Origin of the sequence: Demetria terragena DSM 11295 (genome assembly GCF_000376825.1) — a bacterium.
Classification (GTDB): Bacteria; Actinomycetota; Actinomycetes; order Actinomycetales; family Dermatophilaceae; genus Demetria; species Demetria terragena.
Genome location: NZ_AQXW01000004.1, coordinates 787,182 through 807,657 on the forward strand (window position 1 = coordinate 787,182; position 20,476 = coordinate 807,657).

Sequence of the window (20,476 nt, forward strand, 5' to 3'; positions counted from 1 at the left end):
TCCTAGAAGTCCGGACTCAATCGATCTGTACGTTGGCGACTTCACGCAGGATCGGGTCATTTGCGGCCCGGCCTTTGACCTCTCCCGTATGCCAGGTCAGGTGCAGTTTGTCACCCTCAACTCGCAGCAGGCCGACGTTGTTGTCGAACCACGGCCCGTTGGTGATCGTCCAGGTAAAGGGCGGGGACGGCACCCGACGTGCCCGAGAGACGAGCGCATCCATCGGGCGCGCCAGTACGTGGGCAAGTGCGGCCATCATGACGCGGACTGCGCGCGGCAGGGGGTTGCGGATCGGTGAGCACACCGCCTGCACGATGTGGCTCGTGAGTCCGAGTTCTTCAGGCTCGTCGACCCGATTAACGAACGAGTTGTGAACGTCTCCCGACAGGAATGTCACGGTCGCTGGGGCTCGGCCGCGCTCCCCTCTCGCGGTCGCCAGCACCATGTCGCTGACCTGGTCGAAGCCGTGCTCGAACGCCGCCCAGTGCTCCAGGTCGACCTTCTGGCGGAGAGTCTCACCGATCCGCTTCCAGCGGGCGCCGTAATTGCCTTCGGCGACCTGCTCGTTCCACGCCTCGACGTGGTGCAGACCAGGCGGCAGCAGGAACGGCAACGAGGTCCCGATCAGCAGGTGGTCCACGTCGCCGGTCAACTGACCGTCCAGCCACTCCAGTTCGGTCGCGTCCAGCATGTTGCGCTTGTCCGGTTCCAACTCGCGCGCGGCCCGCGAGTCAATCATGACCAGACGGGCGTCACCGAGGTCAACAGCGTAGGAGAAGCGGTACCGCTCGGGGTGTTGGTCGACCGCCGCCGACAAGGCGCGTAGTGCCTCGGTGAGATCGAGTTCGTCGGTGGCACCGGACTCCTCGTGGGTGACCACACGCTGCCAGATTTCATCGGCAGCGAGCTCGTCCGGCGAGAGGTTACCGAGGTGCTGGTAAACCCAGTAGGAGGTCAAGCCGCCCAGAAGTCGCTCATGCCACCACGACGTCGCATTCATCTCCTGGTGCCAGGTGTAACTGGTGTTCCAGTCATCGCGGATGTCGTGGTCGTCGAAAATCATCACACTCGGGACCGTGGACATCAGCCAACGGTTCGCTGGCTCCGACCACGCGAGGCCGTAGAGGTGCGCGTACTCCTCGAAGTCTTTAAGTTCTTCCCCTGGGGGCTCCTCCAGACTGCGCCGGCTCTCGATGAACTCCTGCATCGCCGGCGAGGTCTCATCGGCATAGACCTGGTCGCCGAGAAAGACCAGCAGATCCGGTCGCTCGCTCGCGTCGCGGTCTTTGGTCAGGTGGATGGCCAGCGAGCGCAACGCATCGACACCGTGCGAGCGGTGGTGCTCGTCGTCGTGCGGCACGCTGGTGCGGCAGGAGCCGTACATCAGCCGAGTGGGTCGCTCGCGGTCCAAGGTCATGATCCGACTAGCGGGGTAAGAACTGTCCGGGTCAGGCCACACGGCATCCCCATCGAGATCGACGGTGTAGTCCAGCATGGAGCCTGGCTCCAACCCCGTGACTCTCACAAGCGCGAAATGATGGTCGTGGACGACGAAGGTCGACGCGCTCCATGACTGGTCTGCGGTGCGTACGGTCACCGTGGCCCGAGCGGATGTCTCAACCCAAATACTGGCCGTCCGCTCGCTGACATGACGGACCATCGGGCCGAGAACGAGCTCAGGCATGGGTACTCCAGGGGGTCGTGTGGGCGGGAATCCACCGATCACCCTGCCATGCCTGCACGGGCGCTTGCTGAGCGGTTCCCAAGAATCAGCCGGATGCCCCAGAGAACTCGCGCATCCCATCGAGCAACCAGGTGCCGACATGAACCGCGAACGAGGCACGCACCAGTACCTGCCACTCCTGCTCATCGGTACGCCACAGAATCGCGGGGGTGGCACCCAACTCCGTAACCAGGGCTGTACCGATCGGCGCCGCGACCGGGTCAAGGTCGATGCGCACGCTTTTGTCGAGGACGACCTGTGCCATCGGACCGGAGAGTTTGAAGGTTGTTCTGTTCGCCGAGACATCGACCACCTGGCCACGATGCGCACCAAGGGCGTCGACCAGTCGCTGGGCATAGGCCGTGGTCGACTCCCCCGCTTGCGCTTCGTCCGGCGCGACAAGGAGGAACTCATCCGGGGCCAGCCACAGAACGTGCGCGGTACCAGTCGAGGTCACCTCCCCGACCTGCTGCGGCAGTGTGCACCCCAGCGAACCTTCGAGCGCGCCACTGGCAGGCCCGCCCGGTGCTGCGCGGAGGGCGATCTGGGTGAGAAAGGGAACTTCGCGCAGACCAACCTTCTCGCTCGAACCCGCCTCGAACTCATCGCGGAGATCGTGCGCCGGAGAACGACGCAGGTCGAGCACGGCGGTCGGGAGATGGTCAGCCATCACGTTTGGCTCCGTCCTTGTCGAAGAGCACCGGTTCATCGATGACCACCTCGGCGAACTGTCCACCGAATGAAGCAATCGCCTTGTCTCCCAGTCGCTTCCGGCCATCCTTGACGAGCGCGAGTGCGAAACTGCGCCCTAGCGCCTGAGAGCGGTAACTCGAGGTCACGTGTCCCAGCATCGGGATCGGCGCACTCGGCAGCCCTTCGCCGGTGTAGTCGCCTAGTGCGCCCGCCTCGACGACTTGGGCGCCCTCAGGGAGGCGGAGGTTGCGATCGGTAGGTAGCAGGCTCACCAGTTCCTTGCGGACGGCGTCGGTGTGGGAGGTCCGCGCGTAGGACCTCTTGCCGATGAACTCCTTGCCCTCGCCGGGCCGACCGCCGCCAGCAACAACCCAGCTCATCCCAAGATCCTGGGGGGTCACGGTGCCGTCGGTGTCCTGACCGACGATCGGGAAGGCCTTCTCGGCGCGCAGGACGTGCATCGTCTCGGTGCCGTACGGCGTGATGTCGAGGTCGGCGCCAGCTTCAGCGACGTCCTCCCACACTGTGAGGCCGTACCAGGTCGCGACGTTGATCTCGAAAGCCAACTCGCCCGAGAACGAAATCCGGCAGATGCGCGCGGGAATGCCTGAGGCCAGGACAGTTTCACGAAACTCCATGAAGCCGAACGCATCCTGACTCACGTCCAGGTCTGGGGCCAACCGGGCGATGACGTCACGAGACCGGGGCCCGACCACCGCTGTCGTGGACCATTGCTCGGTGACCGACGTGCAGGTGACGTCAAGTTCCGGCCACTCGGTCTGCAGCCACTCCTCCATCCAGTCGAGCACGTGCGCGGCGCCGCCAGTGGTGGTGGTCATGAGATAGCGATCGTCAGCTAGCCGCAGCGAGACTCCGTCATCGAAGATCATGCCGTCGACCCCGCACATCACGCCGTAGCGCGCCTTGCCGACCGCGAGCTTGGCGAAGGCATTCGTATAAATCCGATTGAGGAACTCCGGGGCGTCGGCGCCACGAATCTCGATCTTGCCGAGCGTGGTGGCATCCATGAACGCCACACCCTCACGAGCCGCACGGCACTCGCGTGCCACGGCAGCATCCATGTCCTCGCCATCTCGGGGGTAATGGCGGGCGCGCTTCCATTGGCCGACGTCTTCGAAAACGGCTCCGTGCGCCACATGCCACGGGTGGGCAGGGGTGGTGCGCGCGACGTCAAACAGGTCACCACGACATCGCCCGGCGAGCGCACCAAACGCCACCGGGGTGAAAGGCGCTCGGAAGGTCGTGGTTCCGATATCGCCCGGCGTGACCTGAACGGACCCAGACGCCGAAAGCCCTGTCAACGCGTCGGTGAGCAGGCCAATAGTGCTGACACCGCTGAGCTTTCCTTGATCGGCGCCGGTGCCGATTGAGGTGTAGCGCTTGATGTGCTCGACCGATCGCATACCCGCTTGCGTGGCCCGCAGAACATCCGCTGCCGTCTGGTCCCGCTGCTGGTCGACCAGGTGATCGTCCAGCGAGTCACCCTCGCGCGCGACCACCCAAACCTGTCGAGTGACGCCATCACCCTTTTCGCCGGTCGAGCCGGCGAGCCCCCCAGGGCGAGCCGCATCTCCCTCGCCGGTCGAGCCGGCGAGCCCACCAGGGCGAGTCGCATCTCCTACGCCGGTCGAGCCGGCGAGCCCACCAGGGCGAGCCGCATCTCCTACGCCGGTCGAGCCGGCGAGCCCCCCAGGGCGAGCCGCGTCGAGACCAGCGCCGACCCGCGCCCCCTGTGCCAAGCACGCCTCCAGGGTGTACGCGCCTGCGATCGCACCGGCGAGTGCCTGCCCGGGCGCGGGCGCATGGGCAACGAAGCCGGCGAGGTCATCATCCCAGACCACGGACCCATGGCGCTGGCTGTGTAGGTGCACCGTGGGGTTCCAGCCACCCGCGACAGCAAGAAGGTCAGCGTCGATCTGCTCGGCCCCGCCCTCCGGTCGGCCCTCGGTATCGAGGGCAGCGATCGTGACCGACGAGACCGCTGGATCACCGTGGGCCGAGAGGACCGCTGATCCAGACCTGACCTCAATTCCGTTGGCACGCAAAGCATCCCGCGCCGCCGAGTCAACGGATTCCTCCCGCGCGTCGATGACAACGACTGAGGCGCCTGCATCGTGCATCAACGCTGCCGTCGCATACGCCGAGTCGTTGGTGGTGAAAAACACGACCCGTTTGCCGGGTCGGACGGCGTACCGCCCAAGGTAGGTCTGCACCGCCGAAGCGAGCATCACCCCAGGCCGGTCGTTGCCAGCAAAGATGATGGGGCGCTCCAACGCTCCGGTGGCCAGGACCAAATGTGCCGCGCGGACATGCCAAACCCGCTGACGGGACATACCCAGGCGAGCAGTCCCGCTGAACTGCGCACCCCGCTTCTCCAATGCCGTGAGGTAGTTGCCGTCGTAACTGCCAAAGACGCTGGTACGAATGAGGATCCGTACATTTGGTGCGGCCTCCAGCTCGGCACGGACCTGTTCTATCCACTCGCGCGCCGGGATACCCTCCACGGTCTGATCTGGTCGCGAGAGCAGATCGCCACCGAGCTGAAAGTCCTGCTCGAACACAGTGACCCGCAGACCGGTCGCCGCAGCCTCTCGCGCCGCGGCGAGTCCCGCCGGCCCGGCTCCCACGATGGCGATGTCGGTGTGAACGTTCATCGTGTCGTACTCGGCGGGGTCCAGGCGCTGGTCCAACACACCGATGCCGCGCAGCATGGTGACCTCCATGCCCTCCTCCACCTCGACACAGGTAGCGGGCAGCATCGACTCGCCATAGTCACCAGCGATACGTACCAACGCATTTGGCTCCTCGACACCAGCGGCAACAATTCCGCGTGGACGAGCACGGTAGACCGAATCCCCGACCCGGTGCCGGCCGTGGGCCAGAAGTGCGGACGCGATGGTGTCGCCGACAAACCCCGAGCAGGCAACACCATCGACGGTGAAGGCGACAGGCCTCGCCCGGTCGATCTGCCCGCCGTGACCGAGCCGGTTGATCTGACCTTCTGTCATGGCGATTCTCCCTTGCTCGCAGCCTTGGGGCGCGGCGCGTCGAGCGTGTAGGTCGTGTCGATTCGATAGCTCCGGGTGTCGCGGATCGCGTTGAACCACTTGCGGCATCCAGCCGAGTGCACCCACCGTTCGGCGAAATCGCCGCGCGGGTTGTCCCGGTAGAAGAGGTACTCGGCCCACTCCTCATCGCTGAGCGCGTGGGGCTCTTCGGGGTAGGCCACGTGCGCCTGCCCGCCGTATCCGAACTCGGTCTCTGGTCGCGCTCCGCAGAACGGGCATTCAATATTCAGCACCAGTTCTCCTTGGTCAGTGTGCGACGCCCGCGGCGCCGTGCTCGTCGATGAGGTCTCCGCTGACAAATCGGTCGAGACCAAAGGCTCGATTCAACTCATGCGGCCGGTCGTTCGCGATCGTGTGGGCATAAGCCACCCCAGCACCCGGCACGGCCTTGAATCCGCCTGTGCCCCAACCGGTATTGACGTACATCTGGTCGACCGGGGTCAGCCCCATCACCGGTGAAGCATCCAAGGTCACGTCGACAATGCCACCCCAAGTGCGCAGCAGATGCGCGCGGGAGAAGGCAGGGAAGAGCTCGACCGCAGCGGCCATCTGGTGCTCGATGACATGGAAAGAGCCGCGTTGGCCGTAGCCGTTGTAGGAGTCGACACCGGCGCCCATGACCAGCTCGCCCTTATGTGCCTGGGAGACATAGACGTGCACATGGTTGGACATCACAACGGTCGGATGAATGATCTCGTGCAGCTCAGAGACCAGTGCCTGCAGCGGATGAGACTGAATCGGCACTCGGAATCCAGCCAACTCAGTCAGAGTCGAGGTGTGCCCGGCCGCGGCGAGCGCCACCTTGCCCGCTCCGATGCGCCCGCGAGTGGTCTGCACTCCGACGACGCGGCCGTTCTCGATGTCGAACCCGGTGACCTCGCAGTTCTGGATGAGGTCGACGCCGAGGTCGCTGGCGCGGCGGGCGTAGGCCCACGCCACCCAGTCATGCTTGGCGATGCCGGCCCGGGGCTGATAGGTCGCACCCATGACGGGGTAGCGAATGTCGTCGGAGATGTTGATGATCGGGCAGACTTCTTTGACCTGCTGCGGGTCCAGGAACTCCGCGTCAATGCCGTTGAGCCTGTTGGCCTCCACCCGACGCACTGAGTCGCGCACATCCTGCAAGGTGTGCGCGAGGTTCAGCACGCCGCGCTGGGAGAAGAAGATCTCATAGTCGAGTTCTTCTTCGAGGCCCTCCCACAATTTGAGGGAGTGCTCATAGATGGCCGACGACTCATCCCACAAGTAGTTAGATCGAATGATCGTGGTGTTGCGCGCCATATTCCCACCGGCCAACCAACCGCGTTCCAGCACAGCGACATTCGTGATGCCGTACTCACTTGCGAGGTAATACGCCGTCGCGAGCCCATGTCCACCGGCACCCACGATGATGACGTCGTAGGAGTTCTTCGGCTCGGGGTTATCCCAGAGGAACTCGGGGTGCTCCGGCAAGTGTCGCTGGTCCATGCAATGCCCTCCTGGTGGCCTTTCGTGACCGAGGTGGAAAGGGCGCCGTCAACGTTCATCGACGACTGATATATCAAGTGTCGGCGACACTAGGCTAAGGTGAGAACGCCCGTCAAGAGGGTGCCCACGCCAATGGACAAGGTGGACTAGATGAGCCTCGAGGTGCCAGAACCCACGTACGGCTCGCTCGCCGACCGCGCCTATCACCAGTTACGAGATCAGCTGGTACTCCTGGACATTGCGCCGGGCGCGGCGATCCACGAGAGCCAGCTGTCTGGTGAGCTCGGCGTCGGACGCACTCCCTTGCGCGAGGCGCTCAAGAAGCTTGAACTCGACCACCTTGTCGCATCCTTCCCCCGCCGTGGCACCTTCGCGACACAGGTCGACATCACCGACCTGGCCCACCTCAGCGAGATGCGTCAGGCGCTGGAACCCGTCGCGGCGGCACGGTCCGCTCGCAGTGCCACGGACTCACTCCGGGGCGAGCTTGCCTCCAAAGCAACGCAGGTCACGGCGTTACAACCAGAGCTTGAGGACCATCGGTCACTAATGGAGTACGACCTCGCGGTCCACCGGCTGATCTACCGCGCCACCGGAAACCCGCACCTCGAGGAGACTCTGGTCCGTCTGGATAACCTCGCCACCCGTATCTGGTGCCTCGTACTCGACCGGCTGCCCACCATCGGCGAGCACATCATCGAGCACGCCGACCTCCTGACCGCCATCGTGCAGGCAGACGCCGACCGCGCCAGCAAGCTCGCCAGCGCTCACGTCGCCCACTTCGAAGAATCGGTGCGGGCCGTGCTGTGAAGACCGGTCAGTCCGGCGGCACGATGTCCTCGGACACCGACTTCAGCACTGACACACCATTTTTGGGCGTCACGAACAAGCCCGACAACACTCGCGTGAAGGTGACCTGCGTGCCTTTCGTGGGCACCTTGTATACCGTGGCCGTACCCTTGGGCATCTCGAACTGCCACCCCTCGTCTGCAGCGAAATCGACGCGGCAGCGGAGACTCACCACGTTCACGACCGCCCCTTTCGCCTGACCGAGCATCAGCGCATTCTGCTGATCTGCGGAGCCCGCCGGGGCGTACGGCTCACACTGGATGGTCCGATCCTGATGTGAGTCCGCCTTCCCACCAACCCACATGCGCGACATGACCTCGGTCAGCACCTTGCTCTTCGCATACGGTGCGCCGGGCTCTGCACGGACGCTGTCGATGAGTTGCTGTGGCAACTCCTGACTCGCGTCGACCTGTGCCGGGGTCGGCGTCGGGTCCTTGGACGTGGTCAGCGAGGCGGGCAGAGCACCAGGCTCGGTCGTAAATCCCTGCCACATCCGCCACGCCGCCTTCGGCGAAGCCTGGTACATCACCTGCCAGGCCTCGTGGCTCGGCTCGACGCTTGAGGAGGTCGCAGGCGGCTTCCCTGCACGGTCGACCTCTACACGAATCAGCGCGACCTTGCCTTTGAGGTGGCGGATTGGCCCGATCACAGCCATAACTCGCTGCTTCATGGTCTGCGCAGGTTTGGCATCCTTCGGTGGGTCAGCACGGTTCTTTCGCGTCGTGAAGGTATCGGCTTCAAGCGTCGGGCCCATGTCTGCCTTCGTCCAAGGCGTGTCGCTGAAGGTCGGCGCCGCGGCCGCCTTGATAGCCACGTTATTGCGCTTGTCGTAGTCGGTCATGATCATCTGTGCCTGAGCAACTGACATGCCAGGTCGCGGCGCGGTCGAGGTGGCGGCAGACGAGGTTGAGTCTGGCTCATCTCCCCCACCGCAACCGGCCAGAGCAAGGGCGGCGACCGTGGCGAAGGCGAAGAGTGAACGTAGGCGAAGTGCGCGTTGCATGGCCCTACTCTGACGAAGCGAACCGCCCGATGGACGGTTTCCACAGCCAGATCTTCTCGCGGGGCTACTCGTCGGACGTGAAGCGCCGCGACCTCCATCGCTCCCGACGCGCTTCCCATTCGGCCGTGTCGCCGGGCTCGTCCGGGATCCCGTCGTTGTCCTTGTCGAACGTGACCTGCACCTGCTGATAGCCCTTCAGTTGGTGCATCGAGACAAGGTAGCCGTACGCCTCGTGATCTGCCCTCGTCAGTTCGACGTCGTCGATAAACGGTGTCATGAGGGCCCGCGGATAAAGCTGCCTGGAGAGCACCACGTTGAGTTCTGCGGCAAGAACCAGGGTGATGCCCACCGCAAAGATCCACAGGATCAACCCAAGCACCAACCCAAACGCACCGTACGTTGCGCTTGACCGGGTGATCACGTTGTCGACCAGGGTCACACCCAACGTCTCCAGCAACTGCCAGGCGACGCCAAGGACCACGGCACCCGGCAGCAAAGACCGCCAGCCGTGCGAGCGATGCGTCGAGAAGCGGAGTAAGACCCAGAAGACCAGCGTGGCGATCACCATGTGCGCAGGAAGCCAGAGTTTGCCGTCCAGCCAGCCGACCATGCGCGGCAGCGACCCAGCCGCCAACAGCGCGACACCCAGGATCAGGAGCAAACCAGCGCTCTTAGCGCGGGCAAGGAACGGGTTGGGGCGGCGGTGCCGCGGCACGGCCCAGACGGTATTCATAGCGTGCTGGACGGCCTGAGCCACCCCGAGACCACCGTAGATCGCGGTCAGCGCACCGATCACGACCGCAAAGACGTTCCCTTCGAGACCACTTGGCGTTCCGAGGTCATCGCCAATCACCGGGATCTGCGCCAAGACACCATCCAGCAGCGTCGCGCGCAACTGTTCGTCGCCCTGGACGATGAAGCCCAGGATCGAGGTCAACAGCAGCAAGAGCGGAAAGACCGAAAGCAGCGCGTAGTAGGTGATAAGCGCCGCGAGATACACACCTTGGTCATCGACGAACTTGTAGATCACACCCAGAGGCAAACCGACACTGCGGTGCTTGCGCTGGTAGGCATCCAGGCGGTCGACGAAGTTCACAGGCGACAGTCTGCCCTGCGACTCAGTGCGCGTCCGCATACGCTGCCGAGGTGGGTGATTCGACGCAGGAGTTGCGGGAGGCGCACGACGTCCTTGCCGAGGTCTACGCCACCGGGCTGTCCACGCTGCTCGACGAGATGCCGGTCGATCGGGCTGTGCTTGGGCTATTCGCCGAGTACGTCCGCGGCGCAGGGCTCCGTGACCACGTCGGCGACATTGGGTGCGGCACAGGAAGGTTGGCCCCTTTCCTTGCGGCACAAGGGTTCTCGCCGTGTGGCGTTGACCTTTCGCCCGAGATGATTCGAGTGGCGCGGCGCGACTTTCCGGCCTTCGCGTTCGACGTAGCTGACCTACGTTCCCTTCCGTTCGAGGACAGTGCACTGGCTGGAGCGGTGGCTTGGTACTCCCTGATGTACCTCGCGCCGGAGGTTCGGTCGGAGGCATACGCCCAACTTGCGCGGGTGATTCGACCGGGCGGTTACGTCGTCACGGCCTTCAAGGTCGGCGACGGCGCTCGGCGACGCGGCGGCACCACCCTCGGCCTCGGTATTGGGTTCGACATCTACTGGTTCGCTCCAGAGCAGATTGAACAATTCCTGATCGACGCTGGCTTTCGCGTGGTTTTCACCGCCCAGCGACCGGCTGAGCCCGACGAACCGCAGCCGCAGGGCTATGTCATCGCCCAGAAGGTTTGACGGGCGCGGAATGTCTTGGTGCCGCCCGCCGTTGAGCAAACGCCCACTGCGGATGATCCGAGGAGTTCCATGACCGTACGCGCCCAGATCGACATGCTCATCGACGCCGGACTTGCCGAGGCGAGCGGACGAACTGCCGCCGACCTCATCACGCTCGCCGCCGACCTACCGGACCTTCCCGGGACGGTGCTGGCGGTTCACCCTGACCTAGCTCCTGCCAGCGCCCTGGCCCCGCTGCTAACCCGGCGCGGAAAGCCTGGATTCGTGGTCGTCGACATGCCCGATCTGGACGAGTTCGGGCCGACGCCCGATATCTGGCTCCCCGACCGTCCGCTCTATCTACTCGACGAGGTCGACCGAGGGGACGACCTGCGGAACTGGAGCCCGGAGGAGGCACTGCCAGCGCTGGCCGAGCGGGGGCGTACTCCCCTGACGACCAGCGAGGGGATCAGTTGGCTGCTGCAATCACCCGAGTTCCTGGAGCCGAATCACTGCTTCATGTGCATCGCGTCGCGCAAGCCGAAGGCTAAGCCGGGGACGTACGACGCGCGTACCCCCGCAATCTGGATCAGTGGCGGCACCGGCCGAGATGGCGCGGCTCGCCGTGATGCGCCCAAGGTCGGATGGTGCTGGTGGCGCAATCGACACACGTGGCTGGGGTTCGCCTCAGCCAAGGGCCGGTACGCGACCGCCTGACGTCCCCACTACGCCCGGAAACTACTACCGCGATCGACCAACTCGTCCTCAAGCAGCCGAATGGCCTTCGGTCCGACGCCGTGCAGGTCGGCAACCTGACGACGCGTACGCCGGGTCAGGTCGTCCAATGAGGTGATTCCTGCGCCGAGCAGGGCGCGGGTCGCCGGTCTACCGATCGCCGTCGGGAGGTCGCCCGATCCGGAATCAGCGCGATCGGCATGGGCGAGTCCGTCGGCCACGCGGCGCGGCGCCCGGTAGAACCAGGCCCGCCGTACCCAATGGTTGAGTGCCATCCCGTTGATATCGGCCAACGGAACCCGAACTCCGACGACCGAGGCGCCGCGCGTCACCGTCGCAGCTGCGGTGTACGTCGTCACGATTTCTTCGGCCTCTGCCGTCGTCACGCTGAGCTGCACCTGGCCATCCGTGGTCACCGCCGCGAATCTCTTGCCGCGCACCGCGAACGTCGACATCCCCTTCTGGGTGCCTTCCTCCACCTCCGGAAGCGCGAGCGCCGCCTTACGCACCTGAGCACGAGTCGTCATGGCATCAGGAAAGCAGACTCCCCACTCCCGGACTTAACTGCGTTACGTACCTCTTGACTGGGAAATTTCCCGGTCAAGGGCACCTAACGCAGTTAGTTCCCTGGGTACGCCGACAGCCCGGCCCCCGCGAACGGGAACCGGGCTGTCGATGGTCTCGATGAACTCGACCGGCGAAACGTCAGCTTTCGTCGGAGGAGCCGGCGTCAGCCGACTCACCCTCGGAGCCACCGTCGTTGTCACGACGACGGCCACGGCCGCCGCGGCGACGGCGACGTGGGCGCTCGCTGCTCTCGTCAGACTCCACCGGCGAGCTGGTCTCGGCCGGGGTCTCGACAGGCTCGACCGGCGAGGTGGCCTCGACCGGCGAGGTGGCCTCGACCGGCGAAGTGGGCTCGACCGGCGAGGTGGTCTCGACCGGAGCGGTCTCGGCCGGAGCCGCGGCCTTGTCCTCGACGACGGCCAGCGACAGCTTGCCGCGCGGGTCGACCTCCTTGAGCTCGACCTGGACCTTCTGGCCAACGGCCAGGACGTCCTCGACGGCATCGATACGCTTGCCGCCGACCAACTTGCGCACCTCAGAGATGTGCAACAAGCCGTCCTTGCCGGGGAGCAACGACACGAAGGCACCGAAGGTGGTGGTCTTCACGACCGTGCCGAGGAAGCGTTCGCCAACCTCAGGCATCGTCGGGTTGGCGATCGCGTTGACCGCAGCCCGAGCCGCCTCGGCCGAGGGGCCGTCGGTCGCACCGATGTAGACCGTGCCGTCATCCTCGATCGAGATGTCCGCGCCGGTGTCTTCCTGGATCTGGTTGATCATCTTGCCCTTTGGCCCGATGACCTCACCGATCTTGTCGACCGGAACCTTGACGGCGATAACCCGCGGGGCGTGCGGGTTCATCTCGTCCGGTCCGTCGATGGCCTCGTTCATGACGTCCAAGATGTGCAGACGCGCGTCGTAGGCCTGGGTCAGCGCCTTGCCGAGCTCTTCGGCGGGGATGCCGTCGAGCTTGGTGTCGAGCTGGATCGCGGTCACGAAGTCCTTGGTGCCGGCGACCTTGAAGTCCATGTCACCAAAGGCGTCTTCGGCACCGAGGATGTCGGTCAGCGCGAGGTACTCGGTTTTGCCATCGACCTGAGCCGACACCAGGCCCATCGCGATACCCGCAACCGGCGCGCGCAGCGGCACACCAGCGTTCAGCAGTGCCAGCGTTGAGGCACACACCGAACCCATCGAGGTCGAACCGTTGGAGCTAAGCGCCTCGGAGACCTGACGGATGGCGTACGGGAATTCCTCACGTGTCGGCAGCACCGGCATGAGCGCACGCTCGGCGAGCGCACCGTGGCCGATTTCGCGACGCTTCGGGCTTCCGACCCGGCCGGTTTCACCGGTGGAGTAGGGCGGGAAGTTGTAGTTGTGCATGTAGCGCTTGCGCGTCACCGGCGACAACGTGTCCAGCTGCTGCTCCATGCGGAGCATGTTGAGCGTCGTGACACCCATGATCTGGGTCTCGCCTCGCTCGAACAACGAGGAACCGTGCACCCGCGGGAGCACCTCAACCTCGGCCGACAGGGCACGAATGTCCTTGGGTCCACGGCCATCGATACGCACCTGCTCGCGCAGGATGCGCTCGCGCACCAGGTTCTTCTGGACGCTGCGGTAGGCGGCGGAAACTTCCTTCTCCCGGCCCGCAAAGTCCTTGCCTTCGCCAGCGAGCTCAGCCTTGAGCTCTTCCTTGTACGCGTCGAGCTGGCCTTCACGGTCCTGCTTGTCAGCAATGGACAGCAACTCACGCAGCTTGGCTTCGGCAGCCTTCTCGACTGCGGCCAAAGCGTCGTCTTCGTAATCGAGGAAGAGCGGGAACTCCTGGACTTCCTTGGCAGCCTGCGAAGCCAGCTCCTGCTGGGCCTCGCACAGGGTGCGGATGAAGCCCTTAGCGGCCTCAAGACCCTGGGCGACGACCTCTTCGGTCGGGGCCTGCTTGCCCTGGTTTTTGACCAGGTCCCAGGTGGCGTCCGTGGACTCCGCCTCCACCATCATGATGGCGACATCGTCCTCGACGATGCGACCGGCGACGACCATGTCGAAGGTCGAGCGCGCGGAGTCGGAGAAGTTCGGGAACGCGACCCACTGGCCATCGATCAGGGAGACACGCGTCGCACCAATCGGTCCGCTAAACGGCAGACCCGAGATCTGGGTCGCCGCGGACGCGCCGTTGATCGCCAGGACGTCGTACTGGTGATCTGGATCCAACGTGAGCACGGTGATGACGACCTGGACCTCGTTGCGCAGACCCTTGACGAACGCGGGGCGCAGCGGCCGGTCAATCAGACGGCAGGTCAGGATCGCGTCGGTCGAGGGGCGTCCCTCGCGGCGGAAGAAGCTGCCGGGGATCTTGCCCGCGGCGTACATCCGCTCTTCGACGTCAACCGTCAGCGGGAAGAAGTCAAAACCCTCGCGCGGGTGTTTGCCCGCCGCGGTGGTCGACAGCAAAGTGGTCTCTCCATCGAGCGACGCCACGACAGCGCCACCCGCCTGTTGTGCAAGACGGCCGGTCTCAAACCGGACCGTGCGCTTGCCGAAGCTTCCGTTGTCGAGGATGGCTTCGGTAGCAGTGATTTCTGGACCCTCCATGGGTCCTCCTGTTCTCTCTTCGTGCATCACTCGCGGATCGTCGTTGCCCGTGAGTGTTTTCTTCGTGTTCATGGACCCTCACCGAGGGCCCACCTACGCCACGAGGCGGCTACCTCAATGAGGTAACCGCCTCGATGTGCGTGAGTCTCAGCGTCGCAGACCCAGACGCTTGATCAGCGAGCGGTAGCGCTCAACGTCAACCGACTCCACGTAGCGCAGGAGGCGCTTACGCTGGCCGACCAGGAGCAGCAGGCCACGCCGGCTGTGGTGGTCGTGCGGGTGCTGACGCGAGTGCTCGGTGAGGTCAGTGATCCGCTGGGTTAGCATCGCGACCTGCACCTCGGGCGAGCCGGTGTCGCCCTCGTTGGTGCCGTACTCGGCGATGATCTTCTGCTTGGTCGCAGTGTCAAGAGGCATAGTGTTGGGGCTACTCCGTTTCTACTGATCGTTGCGCGGTGCACCTGGGCTTGTTCACCAGGGCGCTCTGGATCCGCGGCCGTCGTACGGCGGGCCCCACGGTATCAGCGGCAGGCCGTCGCACCCTAATCGTCGGGCGTGGTCACCCAGCGCTGGATCACTCAGCGCTGGCGCAGCACGTCCCAGATCGTGCGGGCCGCGGGCGCCGCATAGGTCGAGCCGGTCCCCGACTCGGTGATCATCGTGAGGACGACGTACTGCGCTCCCGATGAGGTTTTGGGTCCATACGAGGCGAACCACGACGTGGCCTCCTGCCCAAAGACCTCGGCGGTGCCCGTCTTGCCGGACACTGGGTAGTCCTTGAGCGGAAAACCGGAAAAGGCGTCCTTCGCGGTGCCGGTACGCGTCACGTCGGCTAGTCCGCTCCGCAAGGTGGCCAGGGAGTTTGCCGGGAAGGCAACGGTGCCAGCCCGCTCCTGAGCAACTGGACGACGTCCCGCTCCCCCAGGCTGCTGGGACGCCGCGGCGACTCTCGGCGCCCAGAGGGTGCCGCCATTGGCGACGGCGGCATAGGCGCTCGCCATCTGTAGCGGTGTGGCGGCCACGTCGCCTTGCCCGATCGCGAAGTTCACCGCATCGCCAGCCCGGTAGACGTTCCCGCTGACGCAGTTTTCCCGAGCCACCTTGGTGAGATAGGCCGCACGCTTGCGGTCCTTGAGTTCGGGATAGCCGCGCTTGGCCCGGTCACAGGTCGAGGTCTTGGTCGCTTCCCAGTTCCGTTGCTTCCAGGACCGATCCGGGATGCGCCCGTCGGATTCGCCTGGGAGATCTACCCCACTCGGCGTACCCAATCCGAACGAGCGAGCCGTCGAGGCGAACGGATCCGGCGCATTCGTGGGCGCGTTGAGTCCGCCCGCCTTCTTCCAGGACTCGAATGCCCACCGGTAGAACACGGTGTCGCATGACACTTCCAGCGCGCGCCGCATCGAGACCGGCCCGAAGGCCACGGATTCGTAGTTGCGGAAGACTCGGTCACCCACTTTGACGTTCGCTGAACAGTCGTAGGGTCCCTTGGCATCGTGGCCCTGAGACATGGCCGCCGGCACCGAGATGGCCTTGAATGTTGACGCGGGCGCGGTGGCGAATTCAGTGACCCGATTGCGCAGCGGGGCGCCGGACGCGGCGCTGGTGAGTCGGACGTACTCCTTGTTCGTGACGCCACCTGCCCACACGCCGGGGTCGTAGGTCGGAGCCGACGCCATCGCCTTCACTGCGCCGCTGGACGCATCGAGGACGACGACGGCACCCGCGCGGCCGGGATTGCCGTCAGCGCGAGCCCGGCGAAGGGTGGATCCCAGCACCTTCTCAGACGCCTCTTGCACGGTCGGGTCAAGGTGGGTGACGACATCACGTCCGGGTACGGGGTCTTTTTGGGAAACCTGCCGATCAGGAAATCCGCGCGCGTCAACGGACACCGTGGTGCGACCGGGCGTGCCCCGCAGCAGGTCGTCGTAGTGCTGCTCCAGGCCACCCCTGCCCACGACATCCCGCGTGGTCAACGTCGAATTGCGTTGGAGGTCTTCACGATTCGCGCCGGTGAGGTGGCCGAGAAGGTGCGCCGCGTTGATGACTCCCTTCTCGGGGTACGCCCGCCGCGGCTCCGCACGAACCCCCAGCCCAGGGAACTCCTCAGGTCGTTCGAGGAGCGGAAGCGCCCGGTCGAGCGGCACATCGGCGGCGATCGGGATGGGCTCAAAGGGCTGCCCGCTGAAACATTGCGGTGCCCGCGGTGCCCCTTCTGCGCCGCACACCTTAGTGCGCGCGATGAGTTCTTCTGGGGTGCGATCGACCAGCGGCGCCACCCGACGAAGAAGGCCCGCGCCACCGTCCTCGCGGTCGGCCACCTCCCTGGGGTCCAGCGTGAGGACAGTCGTCGAAGAGTTCGCGGCGAGCGGGGTGCCATCCGCGGCAAGGATGCGTCCGCGCAGCGCCGGGTCGATGATTGTTCGGGTGGCCTGTTGTTGGGCCTGCTGCGCAAGGTCGTCACCGCGCACCACTTGGAGTTGCACGAGTCGGCCGAGCATGGCCAGCACCAGCGCCACCGCTAACGCGCCAAGGATAGCCAGGCGCACCCCACTACGTCCCGCTTTCATGCCCTGCCCCGGTGCACTAGCCGCTGCTCGTGATGCAGAAGCGCAGGCACCACTGCCGTCCCAATGGCCGTGGTGGCCAGGACGCCGAGAAGTGCAGCAATCAGGTCGATCGGTCTGCCCTCGACCGCGCTGGCGATCACGCTCACGCCTTGGACGGTGAGTGCTGCCGCGCATACAGCGAGCGCGGGAAGCGCGGGCGAATGCCGCCAATGCCGGTGCAGGGCGCCCGCTAGGAGTCCCGCGGCGGCATAGGTCAACGCGCTCAGCCCAAAGGTGCCCGTACCAGGCGGAATCAGATCGGTCAGCCACCCCGCAGCCAACCCCAGTAGCGCGCCGGTGGTTCGCCCGCCGCACAAGCCACCCGCCACGATCACCGGCACCAGGAGGTCAGGTTCGACAGGTGCGAACCGGGGAACCACCACGGCGGCCAAGAGCGCGCCGAGCACCAGCAGCACTGCCCGCACCACGGTGAGCCTTGAGGGCACCAGGCGGCTCATCGGGTACCTGTTCCCGTCGCGGCTGGGCGCGGCAGGGTGCGCTCGACAGGCTGGACGACGGCCACGACATCGAGTGCTGAGGTGTCCACGACGGGGCGAACCCGTGCGGTACGCCCGAGCTGACCACGGTCCGGGTCGACCCCAGTCACTCGGCCGAGGACCACGTCTCGCACGTAGGGCCGCTCGCCGATGCTGCCCAGGGTGCGCACCGTATCCCCGGTGCGCACATCGCCATCCGCGACGAACGACAAGGTGAGTTCACCAGCGGTCCGGCGCGGTACGGCCGGCGGAGGCGTGGCGACCAAGGACCCCATCGATCCGCTGCGCTCCACCCGCGCGCCGACCACGGCGCCGGGAGAGGTCAGGACTTCGACATCAGTGCTGTTCGCGCGCACCGTGACCGTGCGACCGACCAGGCCCTGTGCGGCCACGACAGTCTGCTGATCGGTGATGCCGTCGCGCGCGCCGACATCGATCGTGACGCGTTGAGACCCGCCAGCGGCTCCGGGCGGGGTGAAGGCCACCACGCGCGCAGGGATGACCTGCCGATCGGCGACCGCCGCTGAGCCCAGGAGCCGACGAAGATCGTCCCGTACGGACCGTCGGTCGCCATGCTCGGTCAACGCTCGTCGCGCTTGATCCCGCTGCGCCCGTAGCTTTTTGGTGTCGCCACGCGCGCTCAAAGTCAGCCGTTCTTGGATCGGTTCGACGACAGTGGCCGCCCCCTCGCGGACCGCATCCCCCGCACGGGGAACGACCGTGTCCACACCCCATGCAAACACCGACACCACGACCCCACCGATCACCAATCGGCGGCGGCTGCGCTGGCTCAGGGGCACGAATAATCCTCAGTCAGTAGCGCTTGGTGTCGACCAGAACGTGCTGCAGTGCGCCGAAATCCTCGACGCACTGCCCCGCCCCGCGGGCCACGGAGCGCAGTGGGTCCTCGGCGGTCCGCACCGGTACGCCCAGCTCGTGCCGCATCCGCTCAGCAAGGCCACGCAGTTGTGCACCGCCGCCGGTCAACACGATTCCTTGGTCGAGGACGTCGCCCGCGAGTTCCGGCGGACACACATCGAGCGTGGCCCGGACCAGCTCGCAAACGGCCAGCAAGGGGCCATCAATGGCTCGGCGAACCTCGGTTGAGGTCACGGTCACCGTCTTGGGCAAGCCGCTGATGAGGTCGCGTCCCCGCACCCGCATCGACGCTTCCTCACGCATGGGGAACGCGGACCCGACCTGGACTTTGATGTCTTCGGCGCTGCGCTCCCCCAGGAGGAGCGCGTACTCGCTCTTGACGTGCGCCACGATGGCTTCGTCGATCTCATCGCCACCGACTCGTACGGACCGGGCACTGACAATCCCGCCCAGACTGAGTACGGCGACATCGCTCGTGCCGCCGCCGATATCGACCACCATGCAGCCCGTCGTGCCCTCGATCGGCAAGTCCGCGCCCAGCGCGGCGGCGACAGCCTCCTCCACGACGAACACCTTGCGCGCTCCGGCTCTGGTCGCGGCATCCTCCAACGCGCGCCGTTCGACGCCGGTGACCTCGCTTGGTACGCACACCACCATCCGTGGACGCACCAGCCGGGATGGCCGCACCTGGCCGACGAAGTAGCGCAGCATGCGCTCGGCGATTTCACCGTCGTCGATCACGCCGTGCTGCAACGGCCGCACGACCTGCACGTGTCCTGGCGTCCGGCCAAGCATCTCTTTGGCTCGGGTCCCAGCGGCCAGCAGCCGGCCGGTACCCACCTCGAGCGCAACGATGGATGGCTCATCGAGGACGACACCTGCGCCGCGCTCGTAGATGAGGGTGTTGGCGGTACCCAAGTCGATCGCCAGATCGCGTCCGATGCCCTTTCCCGCCACTCGGCGATCGTAGTTGCTTGCCTGGGGTGCCACGTGGGGCGGTACGGGATTGCTGGCACCCTTGGGACATGACCGCCGACGAGCCAACCGGACCGAGCCTTCGTCAGGATTACGATGCCGCGGTCGCCGCATACGTCGAGGCAGGCGGCAGCGAATCAGTTCAACGCGTCATCACCGCAGTCCACGCGGTTCACCGGCGGCTGTCGCGCTGGTACGACGACCAGTTGGCTGATCTCGGGCTAAGCGCCGGCGAATGGGCGGTCATCTCCCACATGGCCATGCACCGGGCCGGCGAGATCGTCACCCCGAGCCATCTGTCTCAGGTGCTCTCGATCGCCCCGTCCTCGATGACCCACCGCCTGGACCGGATGGCCGAGCGCGGGCTCATCGAGCGCGTACCCGATGAAGTCAACCGCACTCGGATCCTGATCACCCTCACCGACGACGGGCGCCAACTCTTCCGCGACGTCATTCAGCAGTCGGATGTGATGGAAGGCAATGTCCTCGGACAGTTCAGCGAGAAACAACGCACCGACCTGGCCGACCTACTGGAGCGCGCGGTGAGCGGCTTGGACGACGCGCTCTCGCGCTAATCGGCTTCAGCTCTCGGGAAACCAGATCCCGATCTCACGCGCTGCCGACTCCGCTGAGTCAGAGCCGTGCACGATGTTCTGCTGCACCTTCAGGCCCCAGTCGCGGCCAAGGTCCCCACGGATCGATCCGGGTGCTGCCTCGGTCGGGTTGGTCGCGCCAGCCAGCGCGCGGAAGCCCGCGATGCAGCCGTGGCCCTCGATCACCGCGAAGGTGGCCGGACCGGAGGACATGAACTCCACCAGGGGCTCGTAGAACGGCTTGCCTTCGTGCTCGGCGTAATGCTGGGCCAGGCGCTCACGGTCAGGGGTGCGTACGGCCAACTCGACCACGGTGTAACCCTTGGCTTCGATGCGGCGCAGCACCTCTCCGGTGAGCCCGCGGCGATAGCCGTCCGGCTTCACGATCACCAGGGAACGCTCAATCTGCTCAGTCACATTCGTCAGCCTATCCTC

At 65.5% G+C, this 20,476-nt stretch carries 19 protein-coding genes; 4 read left to right on the plus strand and 15 right to left on the minus strand.

What is annotated here, in order from left to right; genetic code table 11:
* Positions 1 to 16: 16 nt before the first annotated feature.
* The 5 genes from F562_RS0107870 to F562_RS0107890 all read right to left on the minus strand — a co-directional run bounded on the left by F562_RS0107870 (position 17) and on the right by F562_RS0107890 (position 6,972).
* On the minus strand, positions 17 to 1,684 hold the full coding sequence (locus F562_RS0107870) for an alkaline phosphatase D family protein (RefSeq protein WP_018156404.1): 1,668 nt from the start codon (positions 1,682 to 1,684) through the stop codon (positions 17 to 19).
* Between the two features lie 85 nt (positions 1,685 to 1,769).
* Positions 1,770 to 2,393 (minus strand): sarcosine oxidase subunit gamma, encoded by a 624-nt coding sequence (locus tag F562_RS0107875; RefSeq protein ID WP_018156405.1) that lies wholly within the window; start codon positions 2,391 to 2,393, stop codon positions 1,770 to 1,772.
* A complete protein-coding gene (locus F562_RS0107880) occupies positions 2,386 to 5,445 on the minus strand; it encodes an FAD-dependent oxidoreductase (protein WP_018156406.1) in 3,060 nt (1,019 codons plus the stop codon). The genes F562_RS0107875 and F562_RS0107880 overlap by 8 nt, the downstream gene beginning before the upstream one ends.
* Positions 5,442 to 5,738 carry a sarcosine oxidase subunit delta gene (locus F562_RS0107885; protein WP_018156407.1) on the minus strand — a complete coding sequence of 99 codons (297 nt, stop codon included), beginning with the start codon at positions 5,736 to 5,738 and terminating at the stop codon, positions 5,442 to 5,444. Before F562_RS0107885 ends, F562_RS0107880 begins: the two co-directional genes overlap by 4 nt.
* Before the next feature lie 13 nt (positions 5,739 to 5,751).
* On the minus strand, positions 5,752 to 6,972 hold the full coding sequence (locus tag F562_RS0107890; protein ID WP_018156408.1) for a sarcosine oxidase subunit beta family protein: 1,221 nt from the start codon (positions 6,970 to 6,972) through the stop codon (positions 5,752 to 5,754).
* Between the two features lie 150 nt (positions 6,973 to 7,122).
* On the opposite strand from F562_RS0107890, the gene F562_RS0107895 reads away from it, so the two are divergent.
* Positions 7,123 to 7,782: a GntR family transcriptional regulator gene (locus F562_RS0107895; protein WP_018156409.1), complete on the plus strand. Its 660-nt coding sequence runs from the start codon at positions 7,123 to 7,125 to the stop codon at positions 7,780 to 7,782.
* Positions 7,783 to 7,789: 7 nt separating this feature from the next.
* Here F562_RS0107895 and F562_RS0107900 read toward each other — a convergent pair whose 3' ends face one another.
* Positions 7,790 to 8,824: a hypothetical protein gene (locus F562_RS0107900; protein ID WP_018156410.1), complete on the minus strand. Its 1,035-nt coding sequence runs from the start codon at positions 8,822 to 8,824 to the stop codon at positions 7,790 to 7,792.
* Between the two features lie 64 nt (positions 8,825 to 8,888).
* Positions 8,889 to 9,920 carry a YihY/virulence factor BrkB family protein gene (locus F562_RS0107905; RefSeq protein ID WP_018156411.1) on the minus strand — a complete coding sequence of 344 codons (1,032 nt, stop codon included), beginning with the start codon at positions 9,918 to 9,920 and terminating at the stop codon, positions 8,889 to 8,891.
* A 50-nt stretch (positions 9,921 to 9,970) separates the two neighbouring features.
* On the opposite strand from F562_RS0107905, the gene F562_RS0107910 reads away from it, so the two are divergent.
* Both F562_RS0107910 and F562_RS0107915 read left to right on the plus strand, forming a co-directional pair.
* A complete protein-coding gene (locus F562_RS0107910; protein ID WP_018156412.1) occupies positions 9,971 to 10,615 on the plus strand; it encodes a class I SAM-dependent methyltransferase in 645 nt (214 codons plus the stop codon).
* A 69-nt stretch (positions 10,616 to 10,684) separates the two neighbouring features.
* On the plus strand, positions 10,685 to 11,311 hold the full coding sequence (locus F562_RS0107915; protein WP_018156413.1) for a DUF5701 family protein: 627 nt from the start codon (positions 10,685 to 10,687) through the stop codon (positions 11,309 to 11,311).
* Between the two features lie 8 nt (positions 11,312 to 11,319).
* On the opposite strand, the gene F562_RS21165 is transcribed toward F562_RS0107915, so the two are convergent.
* From F562_RS21165 to mreB, 7 genes are all read right to left on the minus strand, one after another.
* A complete protein-coding gene (locus F562_RS21165; RefSeq protein ID WP_018156414.1) occupies positions 11,320 to 11,856 on the minus strand; it encodes an MmcQ/YjbR family DNA-binding protein in 537 nt (178 codons plus the stop codon).
* 178 nt (positions 11,857 to 12,034) lie between these two features.
* Positions 12,035 to 14,488, minus strand: a complete 2,454-nt coding sequence (locus F562_RS0107925; protein WP_018156415.1) for a polyribonucleotide nucleotidyltransferase — start codon at positions 14,486 to 14,488, stop codon at positions 12,035 to 12,037.
* Between the two features lie 147 nt (positions 14,489 to 14,635).
* A complete protein-coding gene (gene rpsO, locus F562_RS0107930; protein ID WP_018156416.1) occupies positions 14,636 to 14,905 on the minus strand; it encodes a 30S ribosomal protein S15 in 270 nt (89 codons plus the stop codon).
* Between the two features lie 161 nt (positions 14,906 to 15,066).
* Complete coding sequence (locus tag F562_RS0107935; RefSeq protein WP_040385264.1) at positions 15,067 to 17,058, minus strand: penicillin-binding transpeptidase domain-containing protein; 1,992 nt, start codon at positions 17,056 to 17,058, stop codon at positions 15,067 to 15,069.
* Complete coding sequence (locus F562_RS20120; RefSeq protein ID WP_026181108.1) at positions 17,055 to 17,555, minus strand: hypothetical protein; 501 nt, start codon at positions 17,553 to 17,555, stop codon at positions 17,055 to 17,057. The genes F562_RS0107935 and F562_RS20120 overlap by 4 nt, the downstream gene beginning before the upstream one ends.
* Positions 17,552 to 18,394, minus strand: a complete 843-nt coding sequence (gene mreC, locus F562_RS20125; protein ID WP_018156419.1) for a rod shape-determining protein MreC — start codon at positions 18,392 to 18,394, stop codon at positions 17,552 to 17,554. The genes F562_RS20120 and mreC overlap by 4 nt, the downstream gene beginning before the upstream one ends.
* Positions 18,395 to 18,407: 13 nt before the next feature.
* Positions 18,408 to 19,430, minus strand: a complete 1,023-nt coding sequence (gene mreB / locus F562_RS0107950) for a rod shape-determining protein (RefSeq protein ID WP_018156420.1) — start codon at positions 19,428 to 19,430, stop codon at positions 18,408 to 18,410.
* Between the two features lie 68 nt (positions 19,431 to 19,498).
* On the opposite strand from mreB, the gene F562_RS0107955 reads away from it, so the two are divergent.
* Positions 19,499 to 20,023: a MarR family winged helix-turn-helix transcriptional regulator gene (locus tag F562_RS0107955; protein WP_018156421.1), complete on the plus strand. Its 525-nt coding sequence runs from the start codon at positions 19,499 to 19,501 to the stop codon at positions 20,021 to 20,023.
* A 6-nt stretch (positions 20,024 to 20,029) separates the two neighbouring features.
* On the opposite strand, the gene ndk is transcribed toward F562_RS0107955, so the two are convergent.
* Complete coding sequence (gene ndk, locus F562_RS0107960) at positions 20,030 to 20,458, minus strand: nucleoside-diphosphate kinase (RefSeq protein ID WP_018156422.1); 429 nt, start codon at positions 20,456 to 20,458, stop codon at positions 20,030 to 20,032.
* Positions 20,459 to 20,476: the final 18 nt, after the last annotated feature.

Bases quoted from the DNA above. Each gene is read 5' to 3' on its own strand.
- rpsO (WP_018156416.1), bottom strand. From the start codon at position 14,905: ATGCCTCTTGACACTGCGACCAAGCAGAAGATCATCGCCGAGTACGGC.
- F562_RS0107880 (WP_018156406.1), bottom strand. From the start codon at position 5,445: ATGACAGAAGGTCAGATCAACCGGCTCGGTCACGGCGGGCAGATCGAC.
- F562_RS0107955 (WP_018156421.1), top strand. From the start codon at position 19,499: ATGACCGCCGACGAGCCAACCGGACCGAGCCTTCGTCAGGATTACGAT.
- F562_RS21165 (WP_018156414.1), bottom strand. From the start codon at position 11,856: ATGACGACTCGTGCTCAGGTGCGTAAGGCGGCGCTCGCGCTTCCGGAG.
- F562_RS0107895 (WP_018156409.1), top strand. From the start codon at position 7,123: ATGAGCCTCGAGGTGCCAGAACCCACGTACGGCTCGCTCGCCGACCGC.
- F562_RS0107915 (WP_018156413.1), top strand. From the start codon at position 10,685: ATGACCGTACGCGCCCAGATCGACATGCTCATCGACGCCGGACTTGCC.
- F562_RS0107935 (WP_040385264.1), bottom strand. From the start codon at position 17,058: ATGAAAGCGGGACGTAGTGGGGTGCGCCTGGCTATCCTTGGCGCGTTA.
- F562_RS0107875 (WP_018156405.1), bottom strand. From the start codon at position 2,393: ATGGCTGACCATCTCCCGACCGCCGTGCTCGACCTGCGTCGTTCTCCG.
- F562_RS0107890 (WP_018156408.1), bottom strand. From the start codon at position 6,972: ATGGACCAGCGACACTTGCCGGAGCACCCCGAGTTCCTCTGGGATAAC.
- F562_RS0107870 (WP_018156404.1), bottom strand. From the start codon at position 1,684: ATGCCTGAGCTCGTTCTCGGCCCGATGGTCCGTCATGTCAGCGAGCGG.
- F562_RS0107900 (WP_018156410.1), bottom strand. From the start codon at position 8,824: ATGCAACGCGCACTTCGCCTACGTTCACTCTTCGCCTTCGCCACGGTC.
- F562_RS20120 (WP_026181108.1), bottom strand. From the start codon at position 17,555: ATGAGCCGCCTGGTGCCCTCAAGGCTCACCGTGGTGCGGGCAGTGCTG.
- F562_RS0107925 (WP_018156415.1), bottom strand. From the start codon at position 14,488: ATGGAGGGTCCAGAAATCACTGCTACCGAAGCCATCCTCGACAACGGA.